This window comes from Chitinophagaceae bacterium (genome assembly GCA_016710165.1).
Taxonomy (GTDB): Bacteria; Bacteroidota; Bacteroidia; order Chitinophagales; family Chitinophagaceae; genus Ferruginibacter.
The window spans coordinates 294,873-311,724 of record JADJLJ010000002.1; the positions used below are offsets into that span (position 1 = coordinate 294,873).

The following is a 16,852-nucleotide window of genomic DNA, read 5'->3' on the forward strand; positions in this document are numbered from 1 at the left end:
TACCCGCATTTTTTTTGATTGTCCAGTTAGAGGTAACGGCACAAAATAATGACCTGCCTGTGCGTTTCCGGGCGGGCAATTTTATTACGGGCAATAACATACAGCGGCATAGCTTTCAGAAGAATGATCTGCAACCTTCTTTATTCAATAACGACTATTATGTGCTGGTTCAGTTCTCGAAACTGCCTTCCCCAGAAACAAAGCGGTCTTTGAAAGATGCCGGGCTGGAGTTATTGAACTATGTACCCGGTAATGCATATTTCGCTGTCATTAAGAAAGGGTTTGATTTTTCTGCTGCAGACAGGTATGCCATTGTTTCCATCAACAGCATCCCGGTTTTTTATAAGATCGATAAGGATGTTCTTTCTTACCCGGGAAAGCAGGATAAGGTTCTTGCGGTGAGTTATTATGCACCTGCCGGCAGGGCTGTGGTGATGCAGGAACTGCAGAAGGCCGGAGCCGGAATTGTTACCACAAAGTTTGCAAACACCGATGTTATATTCATCCGTCCATCCGGGGCAGATATCAATGCAATTGCTGCATTACCATTTGTAAGTTATATAAACCTGCAATCGCTTACCGATAAGCCGTTGAATTATAAAAGTGCGCCCATGCATGGAGTAAGCAGCCTGCTTTCTTCTTCCGGAAGGAACTTGAATGGTAAAGGCATTGCTGTTGGAATAGGAGATAACTCGGAGGTTGCCACCGCACATCTTGACTTTACCGGAAGGGTCATCAGCCGGGTACCTTTCCCGATCAGTTTTCATGGCATACATGTTACAGGCACCGTAGCCGGTGCCGGGCTGCTCAATCCCAAATACAACGGAATGGCGCCGAAGGCAACCATTGTAAGCCAGTACCTGAGTGATATCATCACCAATACACCCACCTATGTTGCGGACTACAACATGATCGCCACCAATAATTCGTACACAGCAGCTGACGACAGTTGTGCGGGAACCGGGGTGTATGATGTACTGAGTAATTATACCGACGACCAGGTGAAGACCTACGACAAAGTGTTGCATGTTGTTTCTGCCGGCAATGACGGGACGTACACCTGTTCACCATACCCAGTTTCATTTGCAACAATAAAATCAGGATACCAGTGTGCAAAGAATGTTTTAACGGTTGGCGCCATGGATTCCATTTACGCAATTGCCGGTTTCAGCAGCCGGGGCCCTGTGCAGGACGGAAGATTAAAGCCCGAGATCGTTGCCGATGGCGTTAATGTGTATTCAACCAGGCAATTCAACACGTACGGGACTAACAGCGGCACCAGCATGTCGGGCCCTGTGGTTGCCGGCGCTGTCACCATATTAAATGAACAATACCGTAAATTGAATGCCGGGACAGTTCCCAAAGCTTCTTTGGTAAAAGCATTGCTGTGCAATACAGCAGAAGACCTGGGTAACCCTGGCCCGGATTATACGTTTGGCTTTGGTATGCTCAATGCCCGTAAGGCTGTTGAAGCAATGGAAGGAACACAATACTTCATAAGCAGTACAACGCCTTCCACTAATACCATTGCAGTGCCTGCAGGAGTAAGGCGATTGAAAGTAATGCTGTACTGGGCTGACCCGGCTGCTGCGGCAAACGCTGCAAGCACGTTGATCAATGATCTTGACCTTACCGTTACTGCCCCCGGGCCGGTAACACATCTTCCCCTGATACTGGATGCAACGGCAGCGAATGTAAATGCGAATGCAGCCCCGGGTGCCGACCATGTGAATAATATTGAACAGGTGGTGATCGATAACCCGGCTGCCGGGAATTATGACCTGAATGTAAACGCTTTTGCTGTTCCGCAGGGCCCGCAGGAATATGTACTTACCTATTCGATGGAGATGAATGGCATTACAGTGGATCATCCGTTTGGCGGAGAAACACTGGTGCCGGGCGATACCGAAACCATCCGCTGGACCGCTTATGGGGATGAGTCAAATACGTTCACACTGGAATATTTTGACGGCACAACCTGGAACCTGATCAATGGTAATGTGCCTGCTACCGCAAGATCTTATTACTGGACGGTTCCGTCAACGGTAAGCAATAATTACCGCATCCGGATAAGCAGGAATTCATCTGCCTATACCGATCAAAGCGATTACGATTTTGTAGTGATCGGTCAGCCAACGGTGAATTTACCACCCACGGTTCCCTGCGAAGGCTTTGTCCAGTTAGACTGGGCTGCCGTTTCCGGCGCCACATCCTATGATATCTGGCAGCAGAAAGGTGATTCAATGGCCATCATCGGGAATACGACCGGCCTCACCTATTTAGTGCAGGGACTGAACAGCTCTACCGCATATTGGTTTGGCGTGAGTGCAAAGAACGGAACAGTGAATGGCAGGCGGTCCATTTCCAGGACTTCAACCCCTTCATCGGGTACGTGTACCTTATCCGGCTTCGACAACAACTTTAAAGCCGTTTCCATCAGTGCGCCTGTCAGCGGCAGGCAGTTGACTTCCTCTGCATTAACAGCCACAGAGCAGGTACGGTTTACCATTAAAAACCTGGATAATGCTGCGTCTTCCGGAAATTATGACCTGTATTACCAGGTAAACAGTAACGCCCCGGTGATGGAAAGCAGTTCAACGGTGGTGAATTCGCTGGCTACCCGGCTATATACATTTGCCACTACGGCCGATCTTTCTGCAACCGGTATCTATACCATTAAAGCCTGGGTAAAGAGAACCGGCGATACACAGCCGCTGGATGATACGGTTTCGGTTACGATAAAAAATCTTGTAAACCCGTTGATCACGCTCCCACAGACAGATGGATTTGAAACGGCGATCGTAAAAGAATATGTGGTCAATACGACCGGGCTCGACAGTATTGACAAAGTTGATTTTAAAACCAACTCGGTAAGAGGCAGGGCAAGGACATTTGTGAACACCGGGTTTGCGCATAACGGGAGCAGGGCGATCACCCTGGACCAGTTCCCTTACAATGCAGCAACAACAACCGACAGTATGCTGATGACCTACAACCTGAACAATTATATTTCAGGCAACCAGCTGCGTATTGATTTTTATTACAAGAACCACGGGCAGGAGAATAATGCCAATAATAAAGTGTGGATACGTGGCAGCGATACAAAAGCATGGGTGCAGGCCTATGACCTTGTTGCCAACCAGGCCGGGCTCGGACAATGGAAACATGCCGTAATAAATGTGAATGATGTGCTGGATACGGTATTGCCGGCACAGCCCATCAGCACCAGCTTTCAGATCAAATTCGGTCAGCAGGGGAATACCTCCGCCAACAACCCCAACCCGATCATTGACCAGGACGATGGTTATACTTTTGATGATGTAACGCTAAAAGAAGCGGCCAATGATATCGGCATACTGAACATCATATCTCCGTCCATAACAGGCTGCGGTACCTATGGCCCCCAGCCTGTTTCACTGCAGGTAAAGAATTACAGCGCTGCAACATTCACCAACGTACCGGTTTATTACCGGGTAAATGGCGGTGCACCCGTAATGGAAACGATCGCATCCCTGGCACCAGGTACCTATACACATACATTTGCTGTTCCGGAAAATCTTACGGTTAACACCGATTACAGTTTTGATTTCTGGGTAAATGAGCCAACCGATAACTACACTAATAATGACAGTGTGTTGAATCATGCTTTCCGTACCAGCCTGGTTATAAATACCTTTCCTTACCTGGAAGGATTTGAAAGCAATGATGGAAGCTGGTACAGCAAGGGCTCAAACAACAGCTGGCAATGGGGTACACCGGCAAAGGCCACGATCAGTAAAGCAGCCAACGGAACCAATGCCTGGGTGACATCGCTTACCGGTAACTACCAGAACAATGAACTTTCTTATTTGTACTCGCCCTGCTTCAACCTGGGCGGAATGACACAGCCAGTTTTATCCTTCAGTCACATATTTGAGATCGAAGACGGAACCCCGGCAGATTATAACTGGATCGAGTATTCAGATAATGGCGGCGTTACCTGGAACCGGCTGGGATCAAACGGGGTAGGTACCAACTGGTTCAATGATCCAACCGGCAAAAAACAATGGCGCACTTCACTTACCACCTGGCATGTGGCCAGCACCGATATTCCAACCACCGCAGGCAATGTCCGTTTCCGCTTTGTCATGTCGAGCGATATGGGCATTAACCGCGAAGGCGTGGGTATTGATGATATCCATGTGTTTGATAAAGCGCTTATTTATGATGTTCCGGCAACCGTAACAGGCTTAACACAAACGGTGAACGGGTCGAACTGGGTACATTTTACTTCGGGCGGGAAAAGGGTGGCATCCGTCAATGCCAATGGATTTGACCTGGGAAGTACCACCGTGGATGTATACCCCTACACCGGTGCAGTACGTACACAGAATAATCAATACTACCTGAACAGGAATATTGTGATACGCCCGACCAATGTACCGGGTGGGTATGTGTCTGTCCGTTTTTATTTTACCGACGCAGAAGCCAAGGGCTTGCTGGCTGCAACCGGCTGTGGCCCTTGCACCAAGCCCAACGATCCGTATGAACTGGGGGTAACCAAGTACAGCGGAACAGCCATCCAGGAGAACGGAACACTGGCTGATAATTTCGGTGGTTCCTATATGTATATATTGCCGGCAAATACGGAGATCATTCCATATGATAATGGCTATTATGCAGAATATCCTGTAAACAGTTTCAGTGAGTTCTGGCTCAACAACGGTGGGGTGAACCACAATGAACCACTTCCCGTCAGCCTGGTTTCTTTTGAAGCGCTTAAACAAAACAACAAGGTGCTGCTTCAATGGACCACCTCAAATGAAGTGAACAGCGGCCGCTTTATTGTTGAACGAAGCGGGGATGGCATCCATTACATCCCTGTTGGAGAGGTACCTGCAAAGAATACCGCAGGCAATAATTATTATGGTCTGACCGACCCGGCGCCAATGTCCGGTTTGAATTATTACCGGCTGAAAATGGTTGACCGGGATGGAGCCTTTCAATATTCGCCCGTGCGGAAGATAAATTTCAATAATGACGGGGATGATATTACGCTGTATCCAAACCCGGTTGTCAATGCAACGCTGTTCATTGCTTCATCCGGTAATTGCAATAAAGCGCTTTTATACGATGTGTCGGGTAAGCTCATTAAAACCTTTATCCTGCAGGGAAGAAATAATACGTTGAACCTGGCAGGAATTGCCAAAGGTGTTTACCAACTCAGGATTTTTACAGAAAACGCTGTGAGAACAGAGAAGATACTTATTCAATAAACGGTTGAGTCTGTACCGGGCTTTCTATGTGTCCGGTGTGGTTCAACCGGTTTTCCCTTTCACGAAAGTATTTTTATTCCATTTCTTTGTACCTTCCCGCAAACATAATTAATGGCATTACAACCGTGGCGAACCGGCCATGTTATCCGGGTAGAGAATGAAACAAAAGACACAAAAAGGTACTGGATACAGGTACCCGAATTAACCTCCTTCGATTTTGCACCCGGACAGTTTGTTACCCTCGATCTTCCCATTCATGAAAAGCCCAACCGCCGCCTGCGCAGCTATTCCATTGCTTCCTGGCCCGACGGCAGCAATATCTTTGAGCTGGTCATTGTACTCGACAGGAGGGGAACCGGGACAAATTATATTTTCGAGCATGTGGAAACAGGTTCTGTGGTTACTTTCCGGGGTCCGCAGGGCGTCTTTACGTTAAAAGAGCCACTGGATAAAGAGATATTCTTTATTTGCACCGGTACCGGCATTGCACCATTCCGCAGCATGATACATCACATACAGAACAAGGCAATACCCCACAAAGGCATTAACCTCGTATTTGGGTGCCGCACAAAAGATAACCTGCTGTATCATGATGAAATGACGGAACTGCAGGATGCCGTAGCCGGGTTCAGGTATGTGCCTGTTCTGTCAAGAGAGCAATGGGAGGGTAAGACCGGTTATGTTCATGCCGTGTACGAAGAGCTTTGTGCCCAAAGGCAACCGGCCAGTTTCTTTTTATGCGGGTGGAAGGGCATGATCGATGAAGCAAAGAAACGGATCCTGGATATGGGGTATGATAAAAAGGATATTCATGTGGAGATATATGGCTGATCTTTCAGTCATAATAAAAAATGATCAAAATCATCCGGTACAATGATAAATGCCATGCAGGGAGCTAAGTTTAGCGAAACCATTTTTTCATTAACTTGTACCACCAAAAACACTTCATTCAACAACTGAATTCTATGGGTGCATCTTCCATGATCGTTCTGATAATTGCAGCGCTGGCATTTTCTACAATTGCTGTTCTGATCGCCAAGTTTGTCACAAAATATACCAAGAACCCACAGAAAGGGGAACCTTACGAATGCGGCATACCCACTACCGGTAAAACCTGGATTCAATTGAATGTCGGGTACTATTTATTTGCCCTGGTGTTTTTGATCTTTGATGTGGAACTGATATTTATTTTCCCCTGGGCGGTAGTTGCAAAATCAGTGGGGTGGGTTGCCCTGGTTGAGATCGTTATCTTCATTTTTATATTATTTATGGGATTCTTATATGCACAGAAAAAAGGTGCACTAAAATGGATGTAATGCAAAACATAACGCCCAAAGATTTTCCAGGACAGGTGCATGAAACACCCGGTGGTGGTATTGTATTGAGTAAACTGGATGACGTGATCAACTGGGCCAGGTCCAATTCACTATGGCCGCTCACATTTGCCACCAGTTGTTGTGGTATTGAATATATGGCCGTAGCCGGCGCCAAATACGACTTTTCAAGATTTGGATTCGAAGTGGCACGTGCCTCGCCCAGGCAGGCCGATGTTATCATCATTGCAGGTACCATCGTTAATAAAATGGGTCCGGTATTAAAACGTTTGTACGACCAGATGGGTGATCCTAAATATGTAATTGCCATGGGGGCATGTGCCATCAGCGGCGGTCCCTTCTTCTATAATACCTATTCAGTGGTAAAAGGCGCCGACCATATCATACCGGTAGATGTGTATGTAGCTGGTTGCCCGCCAAGGCCCGAAGCATTGCTGCATGCCTTGATAAGTTTACAGGAGAAGATAAAGGCCGGTAAGACAAGAGAACAAATAAAGTCAGGTATATAATACAGTATGAACAACGGGGAATTGAAAACCAAAATAACCGAACTGCTTTCCGCAGCCACCTTTGATGAGAGTGGAGAATGGCTCAATGTAAATATAGAGCCTGCTGATTGGTTATCCTTTGCAGGTAAACTCCGCAATGATGATTCCTTATTCTTCGACTACCTTTTTTGCCTTACCTGTATAGACTGGAAGACCCATCTTTCCATGGTATACCACCTCAGTTCTACAAAATACCGCCACAATATAGTTATCAAATCCAAACTCGATGCAAATACACCCGCGATTGAAACCGTAAGCCATATCTGGAGAACGGCTGAATTTCATGAAAGGGAAGTGTATGAAATGTTTGGCGTTGATTTTTTAAATCACCCCGACCTGCGGTTATTGATATTGCCCGATGGATGGGAAGGTAAGAACCCGATGCGCAAGGATTTTGAAGATCCGGTGAATATGATAAAATTATAAAGAAATAATAATGAACAAGGAACAAGGAATTTCGAATAACGACCGGAATTACCAACTTCAAAATTCAATATTCCTTGTTCCTTGTTCAATATTCATATGTTTGAAGAAATAGGCACAACCACCGAAGGTGACCTGGTCATCAATGTAGGGCCCCAGCATCCTGCAACACATGGTGTATTGCACCTGGTGATCACCCTGAATGGGGAGACCATTAAAAAGGTTGAGCCGCATCTTGGTTATATACATCGTTCCATCGAAAAAATGTGCGAGAGTTTAACCTACCGGCAATTCATTTATGTGACCAGCCGCATGGATTATCTCTCTGCCCATATAAATAATCATGCCTGCGCCTTATGTGTGGAAAAGGGAATGCAGATCGAAGTTCCGGAAAGGGCACAGGTGATACGGGTGATCATGGATGAACTTACCCGGATCGCTTCGCATGAATTGTGGTGGGGCGCCATGGCCATGGACATCGGTGCATTCACACCTTTCTTTCATGCCTTCCGGGAGCGGGAAAAGATCAATGAGATCATGGAGGAAACCTGCGGCGCAAGGCTTACTATGAATTATTATGTGCCGGGTGGTTTGATGGCGGACCTGCACCCTGACTTTCAGAGGAAAGTAAAGGAATTCATTGCCCTGTTCAAAAGGAAAGTGAATGAGTATGATGAATTGGTGACCGGCAATATCATTTTTATAAACAGGATGAAAGGAATAGGCATCCTGTCAAAAGAAAATGCGGTATCATTTGGTTGCACCGGCCCTGCAGCAAGGGGCAGCGGGGTAAGCTGCGATATCCGGAAATTATATCCTTATGCAGTGTATGGTAAAGTACAGTTTGATGAAATACTGGAAACCGGGTGTGATTCACTGGCCAGGTATATGATACGGATAAGGGAAATGAAACAATCCATCCGGATTATAGAACAGTTAATTGACAATATCCCGGAAGGCGATTTCCAGGCAAAAACAAAAGCCGTGTTGAAATTACCCAAAGGAGAATTTTATACCAGGGTGGAAACAGCAAGAGGGGAGCTGGGTGTATATATTGTTAGTGAGGGAGCAACAACACCTTACCGGATCAAATTCCGTTCACCGGGATTTTCAAACCTTTCGGCCCTGGATCATATGGCGAGGGGAAGTAAGTTGGGAGATCTCGTTGCCATGATGGGAACGCTGGACCTGGTGATACCGGATATAGACAGATAAAATGAAAATAATGAACAAGGAACAAGGAATGTAGAACAAAGAAGGAATGCGGTTAACTTCAGCATTCATTATTCCGTTCCTTGTTCGAAATCTAGAGATGCGGAGCTTAACTGACATAACAAACATTATTCACGACTGGCTATACCATACATTCAGTGCAACCTGGGCATTGATATTTGAAATGGTTATTGCCGGTGTAGCTGTGATTGGATTGTTTGCTGTACTTGGACTTGTTTTGGTGATCATGGAAAGAAGGGTAGCTGCCTGGATACAGATACGCTTAGGGCCAAACCGTGTGGGACCAAAAGGAATGCTGCAATCACTGGCAGATACGTTAAAGTTATTGGTGAAAGAAGGCATGACACCCGCCGGAGCAGATAAATTCCTGTTCAACCTGGCTCCATTTATTGCCATGATGGTGGCGATGCTTTTAATGGCACCCATCGCTTTTGCAAAAGACTTTCAATTGTGGGACCTGAATATCGGTGTACTTTATATATCGGCGGTTTCATCCATCATGGTCATAAGTATTTTAATGGCCGGCTGGGCAAGCAATAATAAATACTCACTGATGGGGGCTATGCGTAGTGGGGCCCAAATAGTGAGTTATGAATTATCTGCAGGCTTATCCATACTTACCATTGTGGTGCTTACCGGAAGTTTGAATATTACAGACATCATCAACGCACAGGCTGATGGCTGGTGGATCTTTAAGGGGCATATTCCTGTACTTATTTCATTTGTTATTTTTATAATCGCAGTAACAGCAGAAACAAACCGGGCTCCGTTTGACCTGGCTGAAGCGGAATCTGAATTAACAGCCGGGTTCCATACAGAATATTCGGGAATGAAATTCGCCCTGTTCTTCCTGGCAGAATATATCAATGTATTCATTGTATGCGCTATTGGTGCAACGTTATTCCTGGGTGGATGGATGCCCTTTCATATCGGCCATTGGGAAGCATTCAACCATGTAATGGATTATGTTCCATCAAGCGTTTGGTTTTTTGGTAAAACCTTTTTCTTAATATTTGTGATCATGTGGTTCAGGTGGACATTCCCACGCCTGCGTATTGACCAGTTGCTGAACCTGGAGTGGAAATACTTATTACCGATCAGCATGTTTAATTTATTATTGGTAACGGCGATAGCCATTTTGGGGTGGCATTTTTGACACCTGTCCACTGAAGGGAAAAAGGAGAAGATTGAAACGAATACCGGCAATAAAAAAATAGAAATGAAAATTTGTTCACATAAACTAATCAAATCCCCCTTTAGGGGTTAGGGCATGTTTATAGTAAAATACATAAAAGATGTTTTTGGTGCATTAAGATCATTGGCTGTAGGCATGCGGCGTACAGGGTATTATTTTACGCATCACAAAGAGATCATCACCGAGCAGTATCCTGATAACAAAGATACCCTGGTGCTGGCTGACCGGTTTAAGGGTGAAGTGGTGATGCCGCATGATGAGAATAATGAACATCGTTGTACAGGCTGCACGGCATGCGAACTTGCCTGCCCGAACGGAACGATCAAAGTGGTGACCAAATTCGACATTACACCCGAAGGGAAAAAGAAAAAAGCGATCGATAAACTGGTATATCATTTAGAGCTCTGTACCATGTGCAACCTGTGCATCATCGCCTGCCCGTCCGATGCGATCGTGATGGCGCAGACCTTTGAGCACAGTGTTTTTGACAGGGCGGAGTTAACTAAAATGTTAAATAACCCCGGATCCAAAATAATGGAAGGGGTGGAATAGAAGTTTGTGGTTTGAGGTTTGAAGTTTGATGTTGGCAGAGAAGGATCTGCCGGTGAGACGGATATATAAAAGATGAATTAATAAAAAGAATGAGCGGAGCGACAATTATATTTTATTTACTGGCTGCACTTACTCTGGTGAGCGGGTTGCTGGCTGTTACCACCCGGATGATATTCCGTGCCGCCATCTATTTATTATTTTCCCTGATCGGCATTGCCGGTATCTATTTCTGGCTGCAGTACGAATTCATTGCTGCGGTGCAGATTGTGGTGTATGTGGGTGGTATCGTGGTGCTCATCATCTTCTCCATTTTTCTTACCCAGCAGGCAGGGGATGAATTGCCCAGACAGAAAATGGGCAGGCAATTATTTTCCGCCCTGGCCGCTTTTTGCGGACTGGCATTGGTCATGCTGCAATTGTATCAGCACAGTTTTGTTAAAACAAATAGCCCCGCCATTGAGCCAAGTGTAGCCAATATAGGTAACCAGATGCTTGGGGTGGATGATAACGGCTATGCACTGCCGTTTGAAGTAGTGAGTATTTTATTACTGGCCGCAATGATCGGCTGTATTGTGATCGCATTAAAAAGTAAACCAGATAAAATAATGAACAAGGAACAAGGAATTTCGAATAATGAAGTTCATTTCTTATTCATCAGCGCAGCACTGTTCTTTATTGGTGTGTATGGCTTCTTTACCCGAAGGAACCTGGTGACCATGCTGATGAGTGTGGAGCTGATACTGAACAGCGTGAACCTGAATTTTATTGCTTTCAATAAATATTTATGGCCCGACAGGCTGGACGGGGTTTTCTTTACCATTTTCATCATTGCCATTGCAGCAGCCGAAGCGGCCGTTGCCATTGCGATCATTATAAATCTTTACCGCAGTCACCAGTCCATCGACGTGGAGAATGCAGAAGAGTTAAAATTTTAAATGATAAATGTTGAATGATAAATGAAGGGCCAATTCAACATGTAGCATTCAACACTCAACATAATGCTTAACGCAACCTACATAGCGCTGATCCCCTTACTGCCACTGGCTGGGTTCATCATGCTGGGAATATTCGGCAGGAAATATTTTAAGAATACATCGGGCGTTATCGGAACTGCCTTATTGCTGGCATCAACCCTGCTGGCATTGTATACGGCCTATGGTTATTTCTTTGAGTATGGCAGGGTGGAGGGTGTTTACCAGAAACTGGTGCCGTTGAAGTATACCTGGCTGGAATTTTCCAGGGGCGTTTCCATTGACATGGGCATCATCCTCGATCCCATTTCTGCCATGATGCTGGTTGTGGTAACTTTTGTTTCCCTGATGGTGCATATTTACAGCCTCGCTTACATGAAGGGCGAAGAAAGGTTCCCGACCTATTATGCTTTCCTTGGACTGTTTACATTTTCCATGCTTGGACTGGTTGTTTCCTCTAATATTTTCCAGATATATATATTCTGGGAACTGGTGGGTGTCTCTTCTTTCTTACTGATCGGGTACTATTACGACAAGCCAAGTGCGGTAGCTGCCTGTAAAAAGGCATTCATTGTAACAAGGTTTGCTGATGTTGGATTCCTGATAGGCATATTGATATTATCATTCTATTCCGGTACGCTCGACTTTAATACATTGATCGCAACACTTACTTCGCCTGAATCCACTGAATATAAGAATGCGGTTACTGCTTCATTCCTCGGCGTATCTGCCTTAACATGGGGATTGGTCCTGGTGTTTGTAGGCGGTGCAGGAAAGAGTGCGATGTTCCCGCTGCATATCTGGTTACCCGATGCCATGGAAGGTCCCACACCGGTCTCCGCGTTGATACATGCTGCAACCATGGTGGTGGCGGGCGTGTTCCTGGTGGCAAGGTTGTTTCCGGTGTTTGCCATTTCTTCTCCTGCTGCCCTGGGTTTGGTTGGTTACGTGGGTGCCATTTCTGCATTGATCGCTGCGGTGATCGCATGTACACAAACAGATATCAAACGGGTGCTGGCTTATTCCACCATGTCGCAGATCGGGTATATGATGTTTGCCCTGGGTGTTTCCGGATATGGTGGTGAGGAAGGGTTGGGATATACCGCATCCATGTTCCACCTGTTCACCCATGCTATGTTCAAAGCATTGTTGTTCCTGGGAGCAGGTGCCGTGATCCATTTTATACACAGCAACGAAATGAAGGACATGGGCGGATTGAGAAAATATTTACCCATCACCCACATCACTTTCCTGATCGCCTGCCTGGCCATTGCCGGTGTGCCGCCATTTGCAGGGTTCTTCAGCAAGGAAGAGATCCTATTGGCCGCTTACCAGCACAGCCCAACTATTTACTGGATCGCATTGATCACATCGGGATTGACAGCTTTCTATATGTTCCGTCTCTATTTCAGTATTTTCTGGAACAAGGAGCACCACCCACACAGTGGACATCATGGGGAAGGCGGATTTGCCATGATGATGCCCCTGTTGTTATTGGCAGTTGGAGCCGCTGCAGCAGGCTTTATCCCATTCGGGCATTTTGTTAGCTCAGATGGTAAAGCGCTGGAAACCGGATTCCACCTGCAGTTCTCCATTGCCCCGGTGGCGCTGGCACTGGCGGGTATCTTTATCGCTATGTGGATGTACAGAAGGCAGAATGATAAACCGGAAAAGATCGCTGCATCACTCAACGGTTTGTACAAAGCAGCGTACCATAAATTCTATATTGATGAGATCTATATGTTCATCACCCGGAAGATCATTTTCAACCTCATCGGCAGACCGGCGGCATGGTTTGATAAGCATGTGGTGGATGGCCTGGTGAACCTCACCGGTGATGGAACAGAAATGATCTCGGAAGGAATAAAAAGAATTCAATCGGGTAAAGTACAGCAATACGCGGTTTACTTCCTGGCAGGTGTGATAGGGCTGGCCTTGCTTTTTATTTATGTGTGGAAATGATTTGGAAATTATGAATAAAGAATGATGAATTATCAATGTGTGAATTCATAACTCTGAAATCTAAATTAATGAGATGAATCTATTGTTATTGATATTAGTACCATTACTGACTGCAATCGTTGTATTGCTGATGCGGAATGCTGAGCAGGTAAGGTGGGTATCACTGGCGGGTGCAACCATCCAGTTTGTGTTGGCTTTTGCTTTGTTATTTGCTTTCAGGAATGAAAAGCTTGCAGGCAATACGGCACAAATGTTATTTGAGCAGCAATATAACTGGTTCCCTTCCTGGCATATCAGTTTCCATTTAGGGGTTGATGGGATCTCTGTGGCAATGATCCTGCTGACAGCTTTTGTGGTGATCGCGGGGGTACTGGTCTCCTGGAATGTTGAGAAGATGACCAGGGAATTCTATTTCCTGCTCATCCTGTTAAGCCTGGGCGCTTATGGTTTCTTCATATCACTTGATCTTTTCATCTTGTTCTTTTTCCTGGAAATAGCGGTGATACCAAAATACCTGCTGATCGGGATCTGGGGAGCGGCAAAAAAGAATACAGCGCCAATAAACTGGCGCTGATGCTGATGGGAGGCTCTGCCTTGGTACTGGTTGGCCTGCTGGGGGTTTACTTCAACTCAACCGAACGGACCTTTGACCTTATGACCCTTTCCCAAACGGTGATTTCTCCGGAAGTACAGCGGATCTGTTTTCCTTTGTTATTCGTTGGCTTTGGGGTATTCACGGCTTTATTTCCTTTTCATACCTGGGTACCCGACGGGCACTCTTCTGCTCCCACAGCGGGCTCCATGTTCCTGGCCGGTATATCCATGAAGCTGGGCGGCTATGGTTGCTTACGGGTAGCCACGTATTTGCTGCCGCAGGGAGCACAGGAATATGCAACGGTTGTCATCGTGCTTTCCGTCATCGCCATTTTATACGGTGCATTCGCCACCATGATGCAGAAGGACCTGAAATACATCAATGCGTATTCATCGGTAAGTCATTGCGGGTTTGTTTTGCTTGGTATAGGCATGCTTACCAAAACTTCCATGACCGGCGCAGTCATGCAAATGGTTTCTCACGGTTTGATGACAGCCCTTTTCTTCGCCGTCATCGGCATGATCTATGAACGTACACATACCAGGCAGGTGAGTGAGATGGGAGGTTTGCTGAAAACAATGCCGTTCATCAGCACCGTGTTGTTTCTCGTTGGCCTCTGTTCACTTGGCTTGCCGGGACTGAGTGGTTTCGTTGCCGAGATGACCGTATTCATGGGTTCATGGGAGAACCCCGATGCGTTCAGCCGGGTGGCAACAATACTTGCCTGTCTCTCCATTGTAGTAACAGCCGTGTATATTTTACGTGCAGTGGCCAAAACCGCCATGGGACCGGTAAAAGAAGAATATAAAAACCTGGCCGACGCCAACTGGAATGAAAAACTGGCGGCGCTGATATTGATAGCCGGCATCCTGGCCATTGGCCTGGCGCCTTACTGGCTGAACGACCTGGTAACGCCGGCAACGGAGATCATAAAAGCAAAATTAATGATGCTGCCACCAATCGAATAAGTATGAATGAAATGCTGACGATAATGAAAAGTGAACTGCTGGTTACTGCCATCATCTTCCTGCTCCTGTTCATCAAACTGGGCAAAGGGATGAAGAATGAATCCATGCTGCTGCTGATACAGGTATTGTTGCTGCTGAACTTTATGGCAGGTTTCTTTTTCAACAAGGCAGGCACATTATTCGACGGCATGTACCAGTCAACAGAAATGATCGTTCTGCAGAAGAATATCCTGAACCTGGGAGTGTATCTCATTTCGTTGTTATTCAGCGGTTGGTTCAAAAGATCGGAACACATGCCTGAATTCTTCATGCTGATGCTTTCAGCCTTGCTGGGTATGTTCTTTCTCATCTCCAGCGGCAACCTGCTCATGTTCTTTTTGTCGCTTGAACTGGCCACCATACCGGTTGCTGCCATGGCCAACTTTGACCTGGATAAAAAAAGGTCATCCGAAGCAGCGATGAAGATGATCTTAACATCCGCTTTCTCTTCCGGCATTTTATTGTTTGGTATCTCGCTGATCTATGGTGCGACGGGTACCATACGTTTTCCGGAATTGACGCAGTACCTGGACGGAAGTCCGCTTCAGATACTTGCCTTCGTATTTTTATTTGCCGCTTTTGCCTTTAAACTGTCCGTTGTGCCGTTCCATTTATGGACGGCAGATGTTTACGAAGGTTCGCCCATGGCTGCGACCTCGTTCTTATCGGTCATTTCAAAGGGTGCCGTTGCCTTTATATTCATAGCAACACTGTATAAGGTATTTCAACCCATGAACGGGGTCTGGTATAATATGGTGATGATACTTTCCATCGCCACCATGATCATTGGCAACCTGTTTGCATTGCGGCAGCAGAACATCAAACGCTTCCTTGCTTTTTCATCGATTGCCCAGGTTGGCTTTATCCTGGTAGGTATCAGCGGTAATTCCAAAGATGGGCTGGCTTCTGTTGTCTATTTTATACTGATATACATTTTCTCCAACCTGGCTGCATTCGGTGTGGCAGCAGCCATCTCATCACAAACGGATAAGGAGAATATTGATGATTATAAAGGGCTTTACCAAACCAACCCATTCCTGAGCTGGATACTGGCATTGGCATTATTCTCACTGGCAGGTATCCCGCCAACGGCAGGATTCTTTGGCAAGTTATTTTTGCTAACTGCAGGTGCATCCAACGGCAGTTATTTTTTCATTACCATTGCGGCGCTGAATATGATCATCTCGTTGTATTATTATCTAAGGGTGGTACGTGCAGTATTCATGGAGAAGAATGAGCAGCCGGTGGAAAAAATACAGGTCGGTCTTTCAGCAAAACTCGGGCTGATGATCTGTGCAGCCGGTATTGTGCTGGCTGGTTTACTGAGCTGGATCTATGATTACATTCAATCATTAAGTTAGCTATGGCAATAAATAAAAACCACGAATTTGAAGAACTGGATGGCGTTAAATGCGGCATTGCAGAGAAGAATGTTTCCCCGGAAAGGGTGGAGTTCCTGAAAAAGATCCTGGAGTATAATCACTTCACGGTTGTGGTTGTTCCTTCGCCTCCCCCTAAAGCTGCCCCGGCGCCGGTTGCAAAACCAGCGGAAGGCGAAGCTGTCCCCCCGCCGGTTACCGAACCCATACCCGAGGCGCCCAAAACATTTACGGTAGGTGTTACAGACTATACTTTCAATACCATCAATGCGATCTTTGGAAGACTGCTTAAAACCCCCGATGGACACGTGGTTACACTGGCATACTGGCAACAGCATGAACCCGTGAGCCTGGATGAGATACCCTACTACGAAGACGTCAATTCCTTTAAAAAATAA

12 protein-coding genes and 1 pseudogene are annotated in these 16,852 nt (G+C 46.1%); all 13 read left to right on the forward strand.

All coding sequences use genetic code 11. From position 1 onward, the window contains the following. The first annotated feature begins 14 nt into the window (after positions 1-14). The 13 genes and pseudogenes from IPJ02_11685 (at position 15) to IPJ02_11745 (ending at position 16,852) form a co-directional block, all read left to right on the forward strand. Positions 15-5,255, forward strand: a complete 5,241-nt coding sequence (locus IPJ02_11685; protein MBK7376189.1) for a S8 family serine peptidase — start codon at positions 15-17, stop codon at positions 5,253-5,255. Between the two features lie 111 nt (positions 5,256-5,366). Beyond that, complete coding sequence (locus tag IPJ02_11690) at positions 5,367-6,086, forward strand: FAD-dependent oxidoreductase (protein MBK7376190.1); 720 nt, start codon at positions 5,367-5,369, stop codon at positions 6,084-6,086. A 134-nt stretch (positions 6,087-6,220) separates the two neighbouring features. Next, positions 6,221-6,571, forward strand: coding sequence for an NADH-quinone oxidoreductase subunit A (locus IPJ02_11695; protein ID MBK7376191.1), 351 nt, complete (start codon positions 6,221-6,223; stop codon positions 6,569-6,571). Next, positions 6,562-7,098, forward strand: a complete 537-nt coding sequence (locus IPJ02_11700) for an NADH-quinone oxidoreductase subunit B (protein ID MBK7376192.1) — start codon at positions 6,562-6,564, stop codon at positions 7,096-7,098. The genes IPJ02_11695 and IPJ02_11700 overlap by 10 nt, the downstream gene beginning before the upstream one ends. 21 nt (positions 7,099-7,119) lie before the next feature. Beyond that, positions 7,120-7,563 (forward strand): NADH-quinone oxidoreductase subunit C, encoded by a 444-nt coding sequence (locus IPJ02_11705; GenBank protein MBK7376193.1) that lies wholly within the window; start codon positions 7,120-7,122, stop codon positions 7,561-7,563. 96 nt (positions 7,564-7,659) lie between these two features. Continuing rightward, positions 7,660-8,775 carry an NADH-quinone oxidoreductase subunit D gene (locus IPJ02_11710; protein MBK7376194.1) on the forward strand — a complete coding sequence of 372 codons (1,116 nt, stop codon included), beginning with the start codon at positions 7,660-7,662 and terminating at the stop codon, positions 8,773-8,775. Between the two features lie 97 nt (positions 8,776-8,872). Next, on the forward strand, positions 8,873-9,949 hold the full coding sequence (nuoH, locus tag IPJ02_11715) for an NADH-quinone oxidoreductase subunit NuoH (GenBank protein ID MBK7376195.1): 1,077 nt from the start codon (positions 8,873-8,875) through the stop codon (positions 9,947-9,949). A 114-nt stretch (positions 9,950-10,063) separates the two neighbouring features. After that, complete coding sequence (locus IPJ02_11720) at positions 10,064-10,540, forward strand: 4Fe-4S binding protein (protein ID MBK7376196.1); 477 nt, start codon at positions 10,064-10,066, stop codon at positions 10,538-10,540. Between the two features lie 89 nt (positions 10,541-10,629). Next, entirely contained in the window at positions 10,630-11,475 is an 846-nt protein-coding gene (gene nuoK, locus IPJ02_11725; GenBank protein MBK7376197.1) for an NADH-quinone oxidoreductase subunit NuoK, read from the forward strand. A gap of 63 nt (positions 11,476-11,538) precedes the next feature. Beyond that, positions 11,539-13,473, forward strand: a complete 1,935-nt coding sequence (gene nuoL, locus IPJ02_11730) for an NADH-quinone oxidoreductase subunit L (GenBank protein MBK7376198.1) — start codon at positions 11,539-11,541, stop codon at positions 13,471-13,473. 73 nt (positions 13,474-13,546) lie between these two features. After that, positions 13,547-15,036 (forward strand): annotated as a pseudogene (locus IPJ02_11735) (NADH-quinone oxidoreductase subunit M). A 23-nt stretch (positions 15,037-15,059) separates the two neighbouring features. After that, entirely contained in the window at positions 15,060-16,436 is a 1,377-nt protein-coding gene (locus IPJ02_11740) for an NADH-quinone oxidoreductase subunit N (GenBank protein ID MBK7376199.1), read from the forward strand. Between the two features lie 2 nt (positions 16,437-16,438). Beyond that, entirely contained in the window at positions 16,439-16,852 is a 414-nt protein-coding gene (locus IPJ02_11745) for a hypothetical protein (protein ID MBK7376200.1), read from the forward strand.

Bases quoted from the DNA above. Each gene is read 5' to 3' on its own strand.
- nuoK (MBK7376197.1), top strand. From the start codon at position 10,630: ATGAGCGGAGCGACAATTATATTTTATTTACTGGCTGCACTTACTCTG.
- IPJ02_11710 (MBK7376194.1), top strand. From the start codon at position 7,660: ATGTTTGAAGAAATAGGCACAACCACCGAAGGTGACCTGGTCATCAAT.
- IPJ02_11720 (MBK7376196.1), top strand. From the start codon at position 10,064: ATGTTTATAGTAAAATACATAAAAGATGTTTTTGGTGCATTAAGATCA.
- IPJ02_11690 (MBK7376190.1), top strand. From the start codon at position 5,367: ATGGCATTACAACCGTGGCGAACCGGCCATGTTATCCGGGTAGAGAAT.
- IPJ02_11745 (MBK7376200.1), top strand. From the start codon at position 16,439: ATGGCAATAAATAAAAACCACGAATTTGAAGAACTGGATGGCGTTAAA.
- nuoH (MBK7376195.1), top strand. From the start codon at position 8,873: ATGCGGAGCTTAACTGACATAACAAACATTATTCACGACTGGCTATAC.
- IPJ02_11740 (MBK7376199.1), top strand. From the start codon at position 15,060: ATGAAAAGTGAACTGCTGGTTACTGCCATCATCTTCCTGCTCCTGTTC.
- IPJ02_11700 (MBK7376192.1), top strand. From the start codon at position 6,562: ATGGATGTAATGCAAAACATAACGCCCAAAGATTTTCCAGGACAGGTG.
- IPJ02_11695 (MBK7376191.1), top strand. From the start codon at position 6,221: ATGGGTGCATCTTCCATGATCGTTCTGATAATTGCAGCGCTGGCATTT.
- nuoL (MBK7376198.1), top strand. From the start codon at position 11,539: ATGCTTAACGCAACCTACATAGCGCTGATCCCCTTACTGCCACTGGCT.